General features: G+C 36.4%; 15 protein-coding genes. 14 read left to right on the forward strand and 1 reads right to left on the reverse strand.

The window, feature by feature from the left end:
• The first annotated feature begins 5 nt into the window (after positions 1-5).
• From dndE to BUF11_RS20500, 11 genes are all read left to right on the forward strand, one after another.
• Positions 6-386, forward strand: a complete 381-nt coding sequence (gene dndE, locus BUF11_RS20450) for a DNA sulfur modification protein DndE (protein WP_242952432.1) — start codon at positions 6-8, stop codon at positions 384-386.
• The gene (locus tag BUF11_RS20455; RefSeq protein ID WP_073590728.1) at positions 383-1,534 is read left to right on the forward strand and encodes a cysteine desulfurase family protein; all 1,152 of its coding nucleotides are present in this window, start codon (positions 383-385) and stop codon (positions 1,532-1,534) included. The genes dndE and BUF11_RS20455 overlap by 4 nt, the downstream gene beginning before the upstream one ends.
• 17 nt (positions 1,535-1,551) lie before the next feature.
• The gene (locus tag BUF11_RS20460) at positions 1,552-2,718 is read left to right on the forward strand and encodes an HNH endonuclease domain-containing protein (RefSeq protein WP_073590729.1); all 1,167 of its coding nucleotides are present in this window, start codon (positions 1,552-1,554) and stop codon (positions 2,716-2,718) included.
• 445 nt (positions 2,719-3,163) lie between these two features.
• Positions 3,164-3,604, forward strand: coding sequence for a hypothetical protein (locus BUF11_RS20465; protein ID WP_073590730.1), 441 nt, complete (start codon positions 3,164-3,166; stop codon positions 3,602-3,604).
• A gap of 4 nt (positions 3,605-3,608) precedes the next feature.
• Positions 3,609-4,283, forward strand: coding sequence for a hypothetical protein (locus BUF11_RS20470; protein ID WP_073590731.1), 675 nt, complete (start codon positions 3,609-3,611; stop codon positions 4,281-4,283).
• 223 nt (positions 4,284-4,506) lie between these two features.
• Positions 4,507-5,016: a hypothetical protein gene (locus tag BUF11_RS20475; RefSeq protein ID WP_073590732.1), complete on the forward strand. Its 510-nt coding sequence runs from the start codon at positions 4,507-4,509 to the stop codon at positions 5,014-5,016.
• 36 nt (positions 5,017-5,052) lie between these two features.
• On the forward strand, positions 5,053-5,988 hold the full coding sequence (locus BUF11_RS20480; protein ID WP_073590733.1) for a ParM/StbA family protein: 936 nt from the start codon (positions 5,053-5,055) through the stop codon (positions 5,986-5,988).
• Positions 5,989-6,128: 140 nt separating this feature from the next.
• On the forward strand, positions 6,129-7,736 hold the full coding sequence (locus tag BUF11_RS20485) for a hypothetical protein (protein WP_073590734.1): 1,608 nt from the start codon (positions 6,129-6,131) through the stop codon (positions 7,734-7,736).
• Positions 7,737-8,108: 372 nt separating this feature from the next.
• Positions 8,109-8,534: a hypothetical protein gene (locus BUF11_RS20490; RefSeq protein ID WP_073590735.1), complete on the forward strand. Its 426-nt coding sequence runs from the start codon at positions 8,109-8,111 to the stop codon at positions 8,532-8,534.
• A 408-nt stretch (positions 8,535-8,942) separates the two neighbouring features.
• On the forward strand, positions 8,943-9,941 hold the full coding sequence (locus BUF11_RS20495; protein ID WP_073590736.1) for a hypothetical protein: 999 nt from the start codon (positions 8,943-8,945) through the stop codon (positions 9,939-9,941).
• Between the two features lie 446 nt (positions 9,942-10,387).
• The gene (locus BUF11_RS20500; protein WP_073590737.1) at positions 10,388-11,425 is read left to right on the forward strand and encodes a DnaB-like helicase C-terminal domain-containing protein; all 1,038 of its coding nucleotides are present in this window, start codon (positions 10,388-10,390) and stop codon (positions 11,423-11,425) included.
• A 201-nt stretch (positions 11,426-11,626) separates the two neighbouring features.
• Here the strand turns inward: BUF11_RS20500 and BUF11_RS20505 are convergent, their stop codons facing one another.
• A complete protein-coding gene (locus tag BUF11_RS20505; RefSeq protein ID WP_073590738.1) occupies positions 11,627-11,890 on the reverse strand; it encodes a helix-turn-helix domain-containing protein in 264 nt (87 codons plus the stop codon).
• A gap of 282 nt (positions 11,891-12,172) precedes the next feature.
• Between BUF11_RS20505 and BUF11_RS20515 the strand changes: the two genes are divergently transcribed.
• The 3 genes from BUF11_RS20515 (at position 12,173) to BUF11_RS20525 (ending at position 15,160) form a co-directional block, all read left to right on the forward strand.
• The gene (locus BUF11_RS20515; protein ID WP_073590740.1) at positions 12,173-13,411 is read left to right on the forward strand and encodes a hypothetical protein; all 1,239 of its coding nucleotides are present in this window, start codon (positions 12,173-12,175) and stop codon (positions 13,409-13,411) included.
• Positions 13,412-13,428: 17 nt separating this feature from the next.
• The gene (locus BUF11_RS20520) at positions 13,429-14,430 is read left to right on the forward strand and encodes a hypothetical protein (protein ID WP_207665497.1); all 1,002 of its coding nucleotides are present in this window, start codon (positions 13,429-13,431) and stop codon (positions 14,428-14,430) included.
• A 178-nt stretch (positions 14,431-14,608) separates the two neighbouring features.
• A complete protein-coding gene (locus tag BUF11_RS20525) occupies positions 14,609-15,160 on the forward strand; it encodes a metal-dependent hydrolase (RefSeq protein ID WP_073590742.1) in 552 nt (183 codons plus the stop codon).
• Positions 15,161-15,170: the final 10 nt, after the last annotated feature.

Here is a 15,170-nt window from a genome sequence, read left to right on the forward strand (position 1 = left end):
TGATAATGAATCAAATAAGACTCTCGCAGCAAGCGAAAGATCAATTATCGAGATTAAAAGCAAAGACTGGAATTAAAAATTGGAATATACTCTGCCGCTGGGCATTATGTTATTCGCTAAGCGAAAAGACTTTACCTACGGATATTGAGATAGTTGCGGACAGCAATCTGGAAATGTCATGGTTTACCTTCGGTGGAGATTATTATGAAATATATGAAGCATTGGTAAAGGCATGGTGTATAAACATGAAATTACCAACTGATGAAGAAACTGTTGCCAAATACTTTAGATTAAATCTGGAAAGAGGTATTGCACATTTGTGCGGAACCGGATTTATCAAGAGTATAGATGATTTAGTTAAGTTGGCGGTAAAGGAAAAGGCATGAGTATATATTTAGATTATAATGCGTCAGCACCGATAGATTCCAGAGTCTTGGAAACAATGATGTCAGTGTACACGGAAGACATAGGAAATGCTGACAGTAGAACACATGAATATGGTGACAATGCAAGGAATGTTGTTGAAACAGCCAGAAAACAGGTTGCATCGCTTCTAAAGGTTGATACAGGAGAGGTTTTTTTTACAAGCGGAGCTACTGAAAGTAATAATATAGCAATTCGTGGGCTTGAAGAGTATGCAGATACAACCAGCAAACACCATATAATTACAACTTCAATCGAGCACAAGGCAGTATTAGAGACAGTAAAACATTTGGGCAATAAAGGATATGAAATAGATATTGTTGCCCCTGATGAGGCTGGCCGTGTCAGTACAGATGAAATACTGAGGAAAGTAAGAGATGATACGTTGCTTGTTAGTGTTATGCATGTAAATAATGAGACGGGAATTATTCAGCCTGTAGAAGAAATCGGAGCCGAACTCGAAAAACGAGGTGTCTTGTTTCATGTAGATGCAACACAGAGCTGTGGCAAACTTGTTGAGGAGCTGCAAAAACTTAAGTACAATATGCTCTCTTTCAGTGCGCATAAGCTACGAGGGCCACAAGGAATAGGCGTACTTGTCCTGAAGAAGAAGGCATATAAGCTGCCGCCTGTAAAAGCGATTACTTTTGGTGGACAGCAGGAACATGGTATAAGACCAGGCACAATACCTGTGGCACTGACTGCTGGCTGCGGAAAGGCATGTGAACTGGCTCTGAATGAGTATAAGGACAATGAAAAGAAAACCGAATCAATAAAAAAAGAGATTATGAAGATATTGGATGAATCTGGAATTCAATATCAGATAAATGGTGATGCCAATAGTTGTATAAGCAGTGCTATAAATATTTGTATTGATGGTGTAGCATCAGAAGCACTTATGCTATCAACTAAGCAATATTGTGGTTTATCAAATGGGTCTGCCTGTACTTCTCATAGTTATTCACCGAGTTATGTTCTCTCCGCAATGGGTTTACCTGTAGAGCGAATAGAAAACTCTATTAGAGTAAGCTGGGGACCTGAAACAGATATAAATTTATTGAAAGAGAATTTTTCTGAGCTGATCAATGTGGCTAAAAGTATGGTGTGGTAGCTTGAGGAGGTGCCGTATTGGACCTGGAATTAGTTTCTGATGTTATATATGAAAACAATCTTAACACATTAAAATTTGCCCAAATGCTGGATGATCCATCTCAATGCTATAAGTTTTATTGGATGGAATCGGTGATTAATCTTGCAAGGGATAACGAAGATGACTTTTCTTTTGAAAAAGTAATTGATGAGATGATTTGTGAGGCATGGTATTCTGTCACTCAATATCATTTACGTTTGGGACCCACGATCAAAGGAATTACAGAGAATTTTCTTGAACATGCAATTAATACGATTCAGGACAAGACGGATCTTCCACAGAATGCCACTAAAGACCAAATTATGCGAGCCATCGCTGAATGCAGTCAGGAAATAAAAGATGACAAGTCGAAACTAACAAATTATGTGCCTTATAGACTGCTATCGTCTTTTTTGGATGCTGAAGGTATGAGTCTTCTTGATAGAAGGGCATATAGGAGATTGATTGCTTATATGGAAAAGATTAATGAAACTCAAAATCTTTTTTATACAGTGATTGATGGAAGAGGATTGCAGAAGAAAGTCCATATTAGCAAGCAATGGCGAAAACTGTTGAAGGATAACTATCTTGTAATCACTAGCTGGATTCAATTGAACAAAATCCGTTTTCTTCAAGACAGAAATCCTGGTGTTCCAGGGATTATTTACAAGCTTTCAATGGAAAGTGAACGAAAACTGTTGTGCGCAAGAGAATTGTGGAAGATGACCACTCAGATTACTGGTAAACCGCTTCATGACATTTACACAGGAGATGATCTGGAAATATCACGTTTTGATCTGGATCACTTTGTACCTAGATCATACATAGCTAACGATGAACTTTGGAATCTTACTCCGATCGACAAACAGCTTAATTCAAGCAAAAATAATCATCTCCCTAGTTGGGATGCCTATTTTAAGGGGTTCTCAGAAAATCTATATTTTTTATATGGATGTATTTTTTCTAATGATGCTATGAGGCAGAAATTTGAAGACTGTAGAAAGGATAACCTGAATGCAATATGGGCAACTGAAACTCTCTTTATAAGTGGAAATACGAAAGTTCAATTTAAAAACATACTGAGTCATAACCTGCTACCGGTTTATGAAGCAGCAAAATTACAAGGATACGGAGAATGGAAACGTCAAAAATATGAAAGGACATAACAATTTAGGTTTTTATGAGTGCTGACATGTCCGAAATCTATTAGATGTTTCTGGAATTTGTTTTGAAAGGTGGAAAAACCATAGATGCAGGATACGGAATAGGAGAAATAGTTATCGATTAACACAAATATACCATCTGATTCGGATAAAGATGGAATATAATAATCGTGAAAGTTAAGATTTATAAGCTCTACAGAGCCTGACGGAGTAACATCGAGGATTCCTGCGTAATATTCCAAGCATTGATTTTGAACTGAAAAGCCAGTAAAATCAAGGCTTGTAGAGATTTGATGACATAACGTATGCTAACCTATCCCCCCTTCATTAGGGGGCTTTTTTTTTGCTTCAAAATACGATTTTGTTTTCTCATAAGATTTTGTGATAAGCACTGTGCCACATAATGTGTGTGTATCTAATAAATTTTATAATTGCAGGAGGAATCATTATGAAATGTATATCAGCGTATCTATGGGAACTTAAAGAAGTCCACAAGAAAATTCAGAACGAACCACTTACAAAGGAGGAACAGGAAGAAATCATTCGTGTCTACAATCAGGTCGTTAACCTCTGTCGTACAGCTGACACAAGCGGAATTGAGATCTTCGATATGCAGAAGATAAAGATTAAACAGATGAACTGCGAACGTATACTTTTTGAGCTTGCCGGATATGTAGCTAATAATATGAAACCAGATTCATTTGAAGAGGCAGCATTTTCACGATTACTTACACTTGAGAAATCACAGTCATACGAAATACTTTTATATCTAATATATCTGGGAGGAATACATTTTCTTTCTGCACAGTTGGACTACATATCAATCGGAGTACAGCTTAGAGCGATGCTGCCAGAAGAAATAGCAGTAAAATTAGCAGAAGAGGCATAATCTTATGGATAGACGTGATCTCTATACGTTTTATCGTGTAACAAAAACAAGAATACAAGCGTTTAAAGTTTCGGGGGACTATATTAGTTCACTTGAGAAAGTCATCGAAGATGGAAGTAGAGTTCAAGATGATATTATTGCACGTAGAAAAATGATAGCTGCAAAATACATTTTGGTTTTTCATAAAATTATTACGGCTGATGTTACTACGGCAATGCTTATAGTACTAGATGATATAAGTGATCTGGCTGACGGATATTCCAAGGTAACGACATATTATTTAAACAATAATTGGGAAATGAGAAGGTTACTAAAACAAGTGGAGGAGTGTATGCAAACAGCCCTTGATTTTCTTATGGATTTGATATCAGCATATATTGTTGATATTAGTACAGATAATAAAAATGATGAATTGTTCGACCGAGCAATAGCATTTTTGGAAGATCAAAAACCAAATTTTGATATTAACGTGGAACTTGCTGATTACTACAAGAAGACTGTTGCGTTTTACAGATTTTATGTCAATACCTGCCGGATGGCAATTGTAGGAAATGACGTTTCACTTTTAAATCATATTGCATTAATAACCTCAGCATGTCTAATAATTCACTGCAGTACAATGGCAGATAACTTGGCATTTGATAATTATAATGACAAAGAACAGTGTCCGTTTTTATGAAATTAATAAGTGGTAAGTAGGTATGTGAGTGTACTTTTCGAAACAGCAAAGACTGGTTGTTATTGATTTACAGCAAAACCGTTATGTATATGCAAAATGCATAAGCAGTATGTTCATGCAAAAATAATATGCTTTAGGTATTTTAATTTGGTATATACATAATAAAAATATAAGGAACCTTTCCTTATTCGCTAAAAAATATTAGAGAAAGAGAGGATCGGATTTGAGAAGAACAGTTTATCTTAGTTTTGACTTGTCAAAAGCAGAGGAACGAGCCTGTTATTTATTTCTGGTTAACTCGGATAGAGCGAAGAAAAAGATAATTTGTACTCTGTTGGCCAATTCGGGATTAATTAATCCGAAAATTATCATCACTGATGAAGAGTTACCCAAGCTAAAAAAAGAACAGAAAACAGGTCAAAAGAAGGCAAACCAATCAGTCCAAGAAGTGGTAACAGAGGTCTCGAAAATAATGGTACGGTCGGAAATTGAAAAAACGGTTGACATGGCATCTAACGTAATAATACCTACTTTTCCGGATGGGACACCAGTTAATGAAACAAAAAAGGACAATCCCTATTCAATGTTCATAGAAGAACAGCTGATATCTATGCAGCAAAAGGGCATTGATTATGAAGTCCTTAAGCCAATTCAGCTTAAGGTGCTAGCAGACAGGTTGAATGAGGGTTATCCATATAAGGCAGCTCTTATGGAAGCTCAGTTCACCCAGTAACCAACAATGATTTGAGAAAGAGAGGAAAAAATTACGATGAAGTATGTAGCAGTAGATAGTGGAAAATACGCAACAAAAGCAATGACGCTCAGACAGGATGGCACTGAAAAGAGTCTTGTTTTTAGAACCAAGATGGAAGAAACAATAAGAAACGAAGCACAAGGACAAAGCTATATCGTAGAGTATGGTGGTAAGAGATATCTGTTAGGAGAGCAAGCTGAAAGTAATTCAGCTAAGTCAAGTAAAGCAGAAGATTTACATAAGATTGCAACTTATACAGCACTGCATCAACTGTGCAATTCGGGTGATGAGATTGTAGTCGCAATCGGGTGCCCATTATCGGTATATGAAAATCCTGAGAGTAGAAATACTTATAAGGATTTTATGTTTCCGGGTAAGCAGATCTATATTAAAGTAGGAGATACAACAAAGTATTTGGTGATTCGTTCAGTCATAGTGTTGCCAGAAAGCTCTGGTGTCATCTTTTTAGAGCCTGAGAAGTATGGAAAGTCGTTAATTGCTGTAATTGACATAGGTGGTCTCAATATTAATTGTTCGACCTACAATCTTGGTGTTCCAGTCCTGTCAACACTTTATACAGATACTCTTGGCAGCAATGTTCTCACACAGAATCTTAAGAACGCTCTTTCAAGCAAGTATAATACTGATATCCCTCAGTGGATGATGGATGATATCATAAAGGATGGCTACATTGTTGATAACACAAGGGAAAATGGTATCAAGGAAGGTTCAAGAGAATTTATTGCTGATTTCAAAAAGAGACATGTTCAGACCATTTTGAATAAATGTGAAGCCAATGGATGGAATCTTTCGATGATGAGATTAGTATTTACCGGAGGTACCTCCGAAATGCTGGGAGAAGAGATCAAATCAGTGCTCCCAGGGGCTACGATTTACCCCAATGGATCCAAAGCGAATGTAAGTGGTTTCCTCAGGGCTATCACAGAATAATAGTATACAAAATCGAGGCCGTTTCTTAACAGGAGCGGCCTTTTATTATTTATTTTTACCGACCACATAATGTTTTATGAGTGAGGGGTAACTTGTTACCCCCATCTTGAGTAGCACTATGAAAGGATGCGGTAAGAGATATGGTTTATGATAGTATGACATATAAACAGGTTGAGACAGCGTTCTATGAAGCTATGCGTACAATAAAGAAAAAGACATCAGAATGGAGCAAAGAAAAAGAAGGGAATGCATTAATTGATCCAACCAGAACTTGTGATAATTTTGAAATTATACCACATCATGAGATATTGGACCCAAGCAATGTAAATAAAAGAAATAGAGGAAGAACGCTTGCTGAACACCACAAAGAAGTAACTGGACGTGCTGCTCGAATGCAAGGTGAAGAAAGGCAACTGTCAAAATGTGCATGTTTGATTGGTACTCTACCAAGAGATTATTTACGAATTGATTACGGTATTACTGATGCTGAGTACGCAGCTGTAGTTAACCACATTGAAAATGATGAAAAGACAGAAAGTCCGGAATACAAGTCCGCTATGAGTAAAATAAAAGATTATAGATTTACAGAAGAAGAAAAAGCAAAGGTTAAAGTGTTTTTTACTGTATTCTTTGAAGCCTGGAAGAAAATATCAGGAATACGAGACGATGACGTTTTATATGTAATTTGCCATATGGATGAAAGTTTCCCTCATTTACATGCAGCTGCCTACCCTACTACGAAGCGAGAAGACGGTAGTATAACTTATAGTGTGGCTAAGTTCAGTAATTTTGGTTACGATTACAGATCTGAGCTTCATCCACGAATGATTGAAGAAATGGGTAAGAGGGGGATAGATGCTAAAGGACTTTTGAATGGGGCTACTTCAAAAGGAAAAAAGTTTAAACCAGCTGATTTTAATCACCAACAACGTGAAGAAGCTGTAAAAATTGCTAATCAGAATCTGATTCTTAGCCAGATGAAAGAAAAGACAAAAAATGAGCTTGTTATAACCGAAGGTGAGCGTATTGTGGAGGAGAAGAGGCTTGAGAAAGTACGTATCTTAAGAACAGATACGGCTCTAAGTGAAAAAGATCATAAGAAGCATATGAAAGAACTAAAAAGAGTACGAGATGAATCATCTCAACCCCATTTGGTCCAGTATGAATACGAGAGATTATTAAATGATGTTGCACTTGCTAATGATCTTAAGAGACGTGAGAAAGAGCTTGCAGAAAGAGAGCGTAACTTTAATGCAGTAGTAAAAGAAGAGGCCAGTAAAATGCTTCCAGAAGTGTTACAGCGTGCAAGAGAAGATCGTGAATATGTTGAAAAGTGGAGATTGGAGGCTAAGAAGCTAGAATCTTGGGCGGAAAGCTTATCTGCACTGTCTCAGGATATTGCAAAGAGAGAAGACGCTGCTGAAAAGCGAGAAAATCACTTTCAGAAGATAGTTGAGCAGGAAGTTGAAATTAGACTGCGAGATCGTGTTAAAGAGATTTTTATGGTAATCATAGAAGAGATATTTAGGCCAGATGGATTTATTATCCGAAACATGAAAAGGTGTCTTCCAAGAGAAATGTTTGAAGGTTTAGAGCAATTCCTACGAAGGACATTTGATAATATTGAAAGAAAACTTGCAGGTTCAATAGAGGGTCAGGGAGATGTAAAGGAAAATCAGGTATTTGAAGTTGATGATCAAGATTTGGTAACAGGAATTGAAGATTGTTATGAAAATATGGGTTTTTAGAAAGATTAGTTGTCATTTTGCGACAATAATATTTTTGCCTTGATTAGGTTTTGTATACACATGCGGAGGGATCAAATAAAGGACTTCATACCTTAGATAAGGTGGCTGAAAATAAGACTGCGAAAGGTGATAGGTCATTTATTATATTTTACTTATATTGAGCGCTAATTTTTGAGAGAGGTGATAATCTTGGAACACATTTAGATGCCTTTTATTAAAAAATAAATAGTGTCCACATAATATAATTGTAACTAATAAAAATAAAAACCGTTAAGGGAGGTACATTAAATGAAAGAAGAATTTTTTAAAGATGCTATGGTTATGGTAAGTGAATCAATTTAGGAGGAACGGTGATTTGAGGTTTTGTGCGATGTGGTTGATCCAAATGGAAGGATTACAAGTGAAGCAGCATTAAAGCTGTTCGTTAAGGACAGTTCATCAGAAGCTGTACGCGAATTTTTAGAAAAGCAGGAACTTCAAACAAAACCGGTAACAGATTCTGTTGTTGAATGGGGCGATATTGGATGCTATTATGTGGTTGGATCTGATTGTACGTCGTCGCTTGGTGATGACGCAATGTGCTATGTATTTGAAGATTTGTATTGCATTTCGATAACCGGAAAACTCTTCAAGCTTTATGTTCTAAATGTTTCCGGTATAGACTTGGATTATGAAAATACGCTTACACTTAGCGTTGAGCCATATAGTAGCAATGTTAAATGGTATGTTAACCTTAACGAATTGACGAATGGGGAAGATAATCCTTTACATAGGTACCATGAGTTCTTTGAGGATTAGTTCAAAAGCTTCATGCAATAATACTAAAACACGTTCAAATATCCTGCTAGTGTAATGGTTTCTTGACTTAATTATATGATTTCAAACGCCAAGGAAGCTGTCAACGAGAATGAGGTTAGTAGCTTCCGTTTTTATGTTATGATCTTAAAAAGGTTTGCCTGTGCTTTCTGTTTACAATATTCTTTCAGGTATAATTCCAATATAAGATATTATGCTTACTAATGTTTCTATTCTTATTATAGGGGTACATTTTGATTCGCAACAGAGGAGATGTACTCAAAAGATATAAAGTAATGACATGATTAGCCAATAATGTGTAGGCATAATGTAGTTAGATTGTTAAGCAATGTTGATGGTCATGTAATTAAGGTACTTAATAAGGAGTGATTTAATGAGAGGAAGATATAAATGCAAAAGAAGGAGATAGCAATACCTGAAGTTGTAGACGATATTGAGAAGCTGCCAGTACTTAATTTTGGAAAGCAGTATATGAACAATTCTAAAATCAGTCGAATTATATCGACAAAGGATATTCCGATTGGTGAGCAAATTAAAGAGATCAAGATATTAATGCAGGATAGTATTATCAACCTTGTTAATATCTGGGCAGATCCATGTATCACACTATCTCAGCAGGTGACACAGTTTGACATGGCTGTCATGGATGCGGCATATACAATCATGTGCAGTGGACAGATGATTTTAACAGCTGAGTGGATTGCAAAGGTGCTGTCAGGCAACACGAAACAAAAAGTTACTCAACAAAAACTTGTAGTGATACGAAAAAGCATTGACAAGCTTCGGTACATACATATCAAGATCGACTGCAAGGATGAGATGAATACGAGAAGAGATACAAAAGACAAGATAAAAAAGTATGTATATGAAAGCTATCTACTTCCTCTTGATAAGATTGAAGCGATATATCAGTCCAATGGTACAGAAATCATTGCATATCCTGTACTACGCAAACCTGCCCTTTATACATATGCGGAGCTTGTACAACAGATCATTAATGTCCCTGCGGAATTACTGGATACACAGAAGTATTACAGTGATACTGATGACGCCATATTGATCAAAAGATATGTAATCAAGCGAGTAGCACAAATCTTAAACAAGAAAAACAAAATGCATAGTAATAAGATTTCGTATCTCTGGTATGAGAATAAAGAGGCACAAGGACTTTATGCTGAATTGGGATATATTCCGGACGACAATGATGATATCTGGAGGAAAAAAACTAAGTTTATGATAAACAAAATCGTGAAAAGCACACTTTTATCATTGAAAGATAAGAAGATAATAAATGATTTTGAGGAATATCGTACCTCTGGTACCAAAAATCCAGCATCTCCAGTCATGGGTTACCAAGTTTATATCGGAAAGCAGGTGAAAAACCGGTGACACGTTGGAAAAAAACCGGTGACATGCTGAGGAAAAACCGGTGACACGTCGGAGGGGTAAAAATACCGTCAAAAACAGTATTATCAAAGGTTCTAGGAATTCAATGTTTTGGAGTGTAAGTATTACTGTAAGTAATGTATAGACTTACAGAAGGGGATATGCTTTTTGAGCAATCCCCTTCTGTAAGCCCACTATATGTCATATTAACTGTATGGTCGCTTCGCTCCCTGGCCATACCGAGTGAAACATTTTACTACAGGATACAAATATGTAAATGCAACAATTGAAAAATAAATTGTAAGTCATATCATGTAAAATATTTGATTTTCCTTGGTTAGGACGGAGCGAAGCGACTATAGTATATCGTTTTCACAAAATAACATTATAACTATTGCACAGAAAGGAGTATACAGGCCCAAGATATCTTGCCCTGCAGGTATATTATCATGATAATGCAACAAACTAAAGATTCTGATAATCAGATGACTGCACGATTTAAGGAGACGTCTGCAAATCAAAAGATGTCAGTTATCGCAAGCCAGTTTATTATTAAAAACAACGCATCTTTATATAAGAAAAAGTATCCTACAGGTTTCGTTAAGCTCGATAATACCTTAAATGGTGGCCTGACTGCTGGGTTGCACTGTATTGGCGCGATTAGTTCCCTTGGCAAATCGACGTTTGCAATGCAGATAGCTAATCATGTTGCCCAGACGGGTAATCCGGTCATCATTTTTTCATTGGAGATGGAGGTAGTTGACCTTACAGCAAAGGCAGTAAGTCGTCAGACTTTTATTGATACTCCGAAGGATCCGCATCTTGCAAAATCGTCTGATATGTTGCGATCAGAAAGTATTGCATCAAAATTTTCTGATCAGGAGTGGAACGTGATTAGTAGTGCTGCAGAGAAAATAGCAGAAACAGGCGAAAACATCACTCTTGTCGGATGTGGAGCTGAGCCATATAGCGTTGAGAAGATATATCGATACGTCGAAACTTATATTGATGTGTATGATAAGCATCCTTTCATCGTTGTCGACTATTTACAGATTCTCGATCCGCCAGAAAAGCTGAAAAGTGCATCGGACAAACAAATTGCCGATTACAATTTAAAAAGGCTCAAAGTACTGTCGGATTATAATAATCTTCCAATCATCATCATATCCTCCTTTAATCGTGAAAATTACGATGCCGAAGTGTCCTTCAGATCATTTAAGGACAGCGGAAATATTGAATATTCCTGCGATACAGTGATAGGCCTGCAGCTAAAAGGTACAGGAGCTAGCGGATTTAATGTGGACGAAGCAAAACAAAAGTATCCACGAGATGTTGAACTGAAAATTTTGAAACAAAGATATGGACAAGTAGGACAAAAAATTGAATATAAGTTTTATACGATATACAATTTTTTCGATGAGTGTATAAATGGAGTGATTAGACGTGATTATGATAACAATGAAGATGACGGAACCTTATGTTACTAGCAAAGAAGAAGAGAGGAAAACCCTCAAAATGGTTTTCATTCAGGTGGAATTTTTCATAAGTAATGACATTTATAATATACTATAAAAACTGAATTCGTTGGTCAGATACGAAGTGTAGAGAAGATAGAGATACCCTTTCTTAAAAATACCATCGTCTCAATAGTTTCGGAACGATGGTATTTTTATTTGCATTTATTTGATTTACATAGATTTATCGTCTTTATGATCCTTTATCAATAACTCATCAGTTGTTATTCCAAAGAAATCGGCTAAAATGATAACCTCAAAATCGGAAACAAATCGTTTTCCTTGCTCTATTCGTAATATTGTCAAATCTGAGAATTCATGTCCTTCTAATTGAAGTTTTTCTGCTAACTCTTTCTGCGTAAGGTTATTCTCTTTTCTTAAAGTCTTAATTTTACTTCCAATTATGTTCTTTGAAATTCCGTCCCAAAATATTTTCATAGTCAAATATCTCCTTCTAAAGATGAAGTTAATATTGATATTAAAACAAATATTTGGTACACTCCTTCTAAAGGTGAAGTTTTGGAAAATTATCTGTTCTGTGGCTCAAAAGCAGTATTATATTGAAACAATGTGTGTTCGTATGGAGCATCTCTTAATTCCGGTCTTTGAAAAGGTAAAGGAACAGAATGGAAATAAAACGAATTCTAGTGGGAACAGGGAAATTTTAAACATAATATCTAAACATAATTTTTTTACGAATATAACATATGGAGGAATCCCATGAAAAAAAAGAGGTTATTAATATTCTGCGCATTACTATCCATCCTTTTAATTACGATGGACGGTTATGGGCAGAAAGAAGCGATGGCAGCTTCAGCATCAAAATCAACCAAAACCACGGTAAAAAAGACCGATATGTCGAAATATCTGGTTTATACAAAAGCCGATTGGGAAGGTGATAAGACTGTAGATCTGTTTGATAATTATTATAGCGGCGGGCAAGGTAATCCAAATACTGACGCAAGTATATCGAGCGGCCGAGTGTATTACGACTACCCAGAAAACGTAAACCCTAAAGTCATAAACGTATATGAGTTTACAAAGAGACCGTCTTTTGCGGGGAAAGCACGCACCGTTACGCTTTCTGACAAGGATCTGTTACCGGATAATCTTCTTAAGTACAATCTCCAGGTTGGTGACACGGTTATAACAAAATCATTTATTTATGAGCAAGACGGAAACACCAAAAATGGCAAAGAATCTATTGTGTGGAAAGTTGAAAAAGTACAGATAATTTATACTATGTATGGCACTGACTTCAAATATGCACAGCAAAAATTCCGAGGAAAAGGTGCAAACCTTTCTGCAAGTTACTACCTTGTAGCCCAGAAAACGCTTGATTATGATGAGTATTTCATATTCGAAAATTGGACTCAGTTATATACAGGTAAAAGCCTTACAAATCAAACCTGGAACAACAAGTTTATTAAAAAAGACGGAAGGTTTAAGGGCTTTGTATTTGATTCCTTGCAGGGTGTGGATATCGATTTTACGATATCTGACCATATTGAGAACAGATTCTGCTGGAATACATGCAATACCACTGCTTATACTGGTATGATGAGTATCTACAAGTTTGACGGTAAAGATACCAAGTCAAAGCCTTCAAATTATGCTCTGTCAAAGGAAATCCCAACATCCAAAGATGGATACGCAGAGTATAACTGGCTTTACGGAACAAGTCCTTACTATATTGATGGTAAAGATATGATGTATCGTGGTTTATCGGTGTCATACGATGGAGATTTACGTTGGAACCATCCATTTACAGACCTATCGGGTTTTAGACCTGAGATGACACTATGGACAGGTGTAGACACCGCTGCAGGACGTAAGACAAACGATCCATATGATATTACTCTAAGTCAGCTAAAAGATGGCTCCTGGAGAAAAAAATATGAAATCAACTATAATGTCTGGAAAGTGCTTGAAGATTTTGTCACATGGAAGATGCCATAGAAGAGAGGATGTACATTATGAGAAAAATGCTAAAATTTTTAGGAGTGTTACTGTTGGTATTAACAGAGTGTTTACCCTTAAATACAGATAAGGCATACGCATACACATTAGAGAACCTCGAATCTTACATTGTAAATCCAGAGTGGTTTGACAATCAGGAAGGAAGAGCCGGTGACAATACTGGTACGGGTAAGACCGATTGCAGTTACCCGCAAATCAATTCCGATGTTATATATTTTGATAAAACACATAAATCATATCAGCTATTGTTAAGACAGTATGACAAAGAAAAAGGCATTGACTTTGAAAATGACGATTTTGAATGGGAAGTAATAGATGAGCGAATCTGTACAGTTGATAGTGATGGTTTTGTAAAGGCAGGAGATATGACCGGCGCAACTACAGTCATTGCGGAAAATCAGAATTATGCTTTAGTTATTGTAGTTATCAATCTGACAGGAAAATATGATAGCTGGTATGAAAATATGTTTGTAAACAATTGGTTTTATGGAGGACTTTATAATATAAAGGAAGAAGAGTTATCGAGAAGTCTTGGTTCTGCTTTAAAGGGAATTGTAGATGCTTACGTGCAGCATGGAGACGAGCTATATACTAATCCTGAGATTAGAATTGAAATAGTTAGGGAGGCTGTGAGAATAATAAACGGTAAGGGATATCATCCGGCGAGAATATTTGATTTATTTTTAGATGGCATTAGGACACAGAAATGTGCACATGTAATAGGTGCGACAGTGGAAAATGGGGTTGTCTTAGATTCGCCGACCCTTTTATTACTTGACGGTAAAATCTATGAGTTAAATATTCTTGGGGGATTTTATGAGATAGCCACAGAAAAAGATGGATATTGGAAGAATGGGTACTTTTATTATACATATTTGCACCATGGATTAACTGGGACTGATGAATGGAAAGTAAAATTTTCGACAACAAAAGAGTACAATTATAACAATGAACATGATTATATGATAAATAAACTGCATGGTATTAAGATAGATTAAGGAATGTTTCATACAGAACTAAAAGAGGAACTGCACCAGACAAGATAGTGTTTTCCAAACGGGCGCTCGACTTGTTGAAAAGCTCTCAGTTGTTTTCTCACACCGTGCTCGTTTTTGGTTATGCCACATAATAGTTACGTAACCAATTATTATTGAATCGGAAGGAGATTTATATATTATGACTCTCAAAACACATTTTGAGACAGGAATAGGATTATCTTTGCTTTTAGGTGGAAGCGCAATTCAAAAAATAGATGTTATGAATATTTCACCTGCATCTAAACTTGGAATTATGGCGGCTATTGTGGTAGGGGTAGCGGCGGGGAGTGTCTACCCTGATATTGATCTTGACGAATCTAATTTGAATGCAGAGGATGTAGATCTACACTGGGAAAATAAGCTGGATCGCCGTGGGGTGGTACATACAATGATTAATGTAGTTGGTGTGGCATTTCCATTTCTTTTAATAGCATTCGTGCTTGGCAAAGTAACATCTCTTGATTTCACCTGGATCGCTGTTTTGGGTTTATCTATGAGTGTTGGATGTATATGGCATATGCTCGTTGACACTCTTACTCCAGATGGAATTATGTGGTTGTATCCAATTACGGTATACCGATTCAGAATCCCACTCATTAATAACTGCACAATAGAAAGAATTTTCCGCATTCTTGTGACGGGTGTATTGATCTATGGTGCAGTTTATTATTGGTCAACGAATCTTTATTAGGAAGGAGAAA

Origin of the sequence: Anaerocolumna xylanovorans DSM 12503 (genome assembly GCF_900143645.1) — a bacterium.
Lineage (GTDB): Bacteria > Bacillota > Clostridia > Lachnospirales > Lachnospiraceae > Anaerocolumna > Anaerocolumna xylanovorans.

Bases quoted from the DNA above. Each gene is read 5' to 3' on its own strand.
- dndE (WP_242952432.1), top strand. From the start codon at position 6: ATGAATCAAATAAGACTCTCGCAGCAAGCGAAAGATCAATTATCGAGA.
- BUF11_RS20455 (WP_073590728.1), top strand. From the start codon at position 383: ATGAGTATATATTTAGATTATAATGCGTCAGCACCGATAGATTCCAGA.
- BUF11_RS20465 (WP_073590730.1), top strand. From the start codon at position 3,164: ATGAAATGTATATCAGCGTATCTATGGGAACTTAAAGAAGTCCACAAG.
- BUF11_RS20470 (WP_073590731.1), top strand. From the start codon at position 3,609: ATGGATAGACGTGATCTCTATACGTTTTATCGTGTAACAAAAACAAGA.
- BUF11_RS20480 (WP_073590733.1), top strand. From the start codon at position 5,053: ATGAAGTATGTAGCAGTAGATAGTGGAAAATACGCAACAAAAGCAATG.
- BUF11_RS20485 (WP_073590734.1), top strand. From the start codon at position 6,129: ATGGTTTATGATAGTATGACATATAAACAGGTTGAGACAGCGTTCTAT.
- BUF11_RS20495 (WP_073590736.1), top strand. From the start codon at position 8,943: ATGCAAAAGAAGGAGATAGCAATACCTGAAGTTGTAGACGATATTGAG.
- BUF11_RS20500 (WP_073590737.1), top strand. From the start codon at position 10,388: ATGATAATGCAACAAACTAAAGATTCTGATAATCAGATGACTGCACGA.
- BUF11_RS20505 (WP_073590738.1), bottom strand. From the start codon at position 11,890: ATGAAAATATTTTGGGACGGAATTTCAAAGAACATAATTGGAAGTAAA.
- BUF11_RS20515 (WP_073590740.1), top strand. From the start codon at position 12,173: ATGAAAAAAAAGAGGTTATTAATATTCTGCGCATTACTATCCATCCTT.
- BUF11_RS20520 (WP_207665497.1), top strand. From the start codon at position 13,429: ATGAGAAAAATGCTAAAATTTTTAGGAGTGTTACTGTTGGTATTAACA.
- BUF11_RS20525 (WP_073590742.1), top strand. From the start codon at position 14,609: ATGACTCTCAAAACACATTTTGAGACAGGAATAGGATTATCTTTGCTT.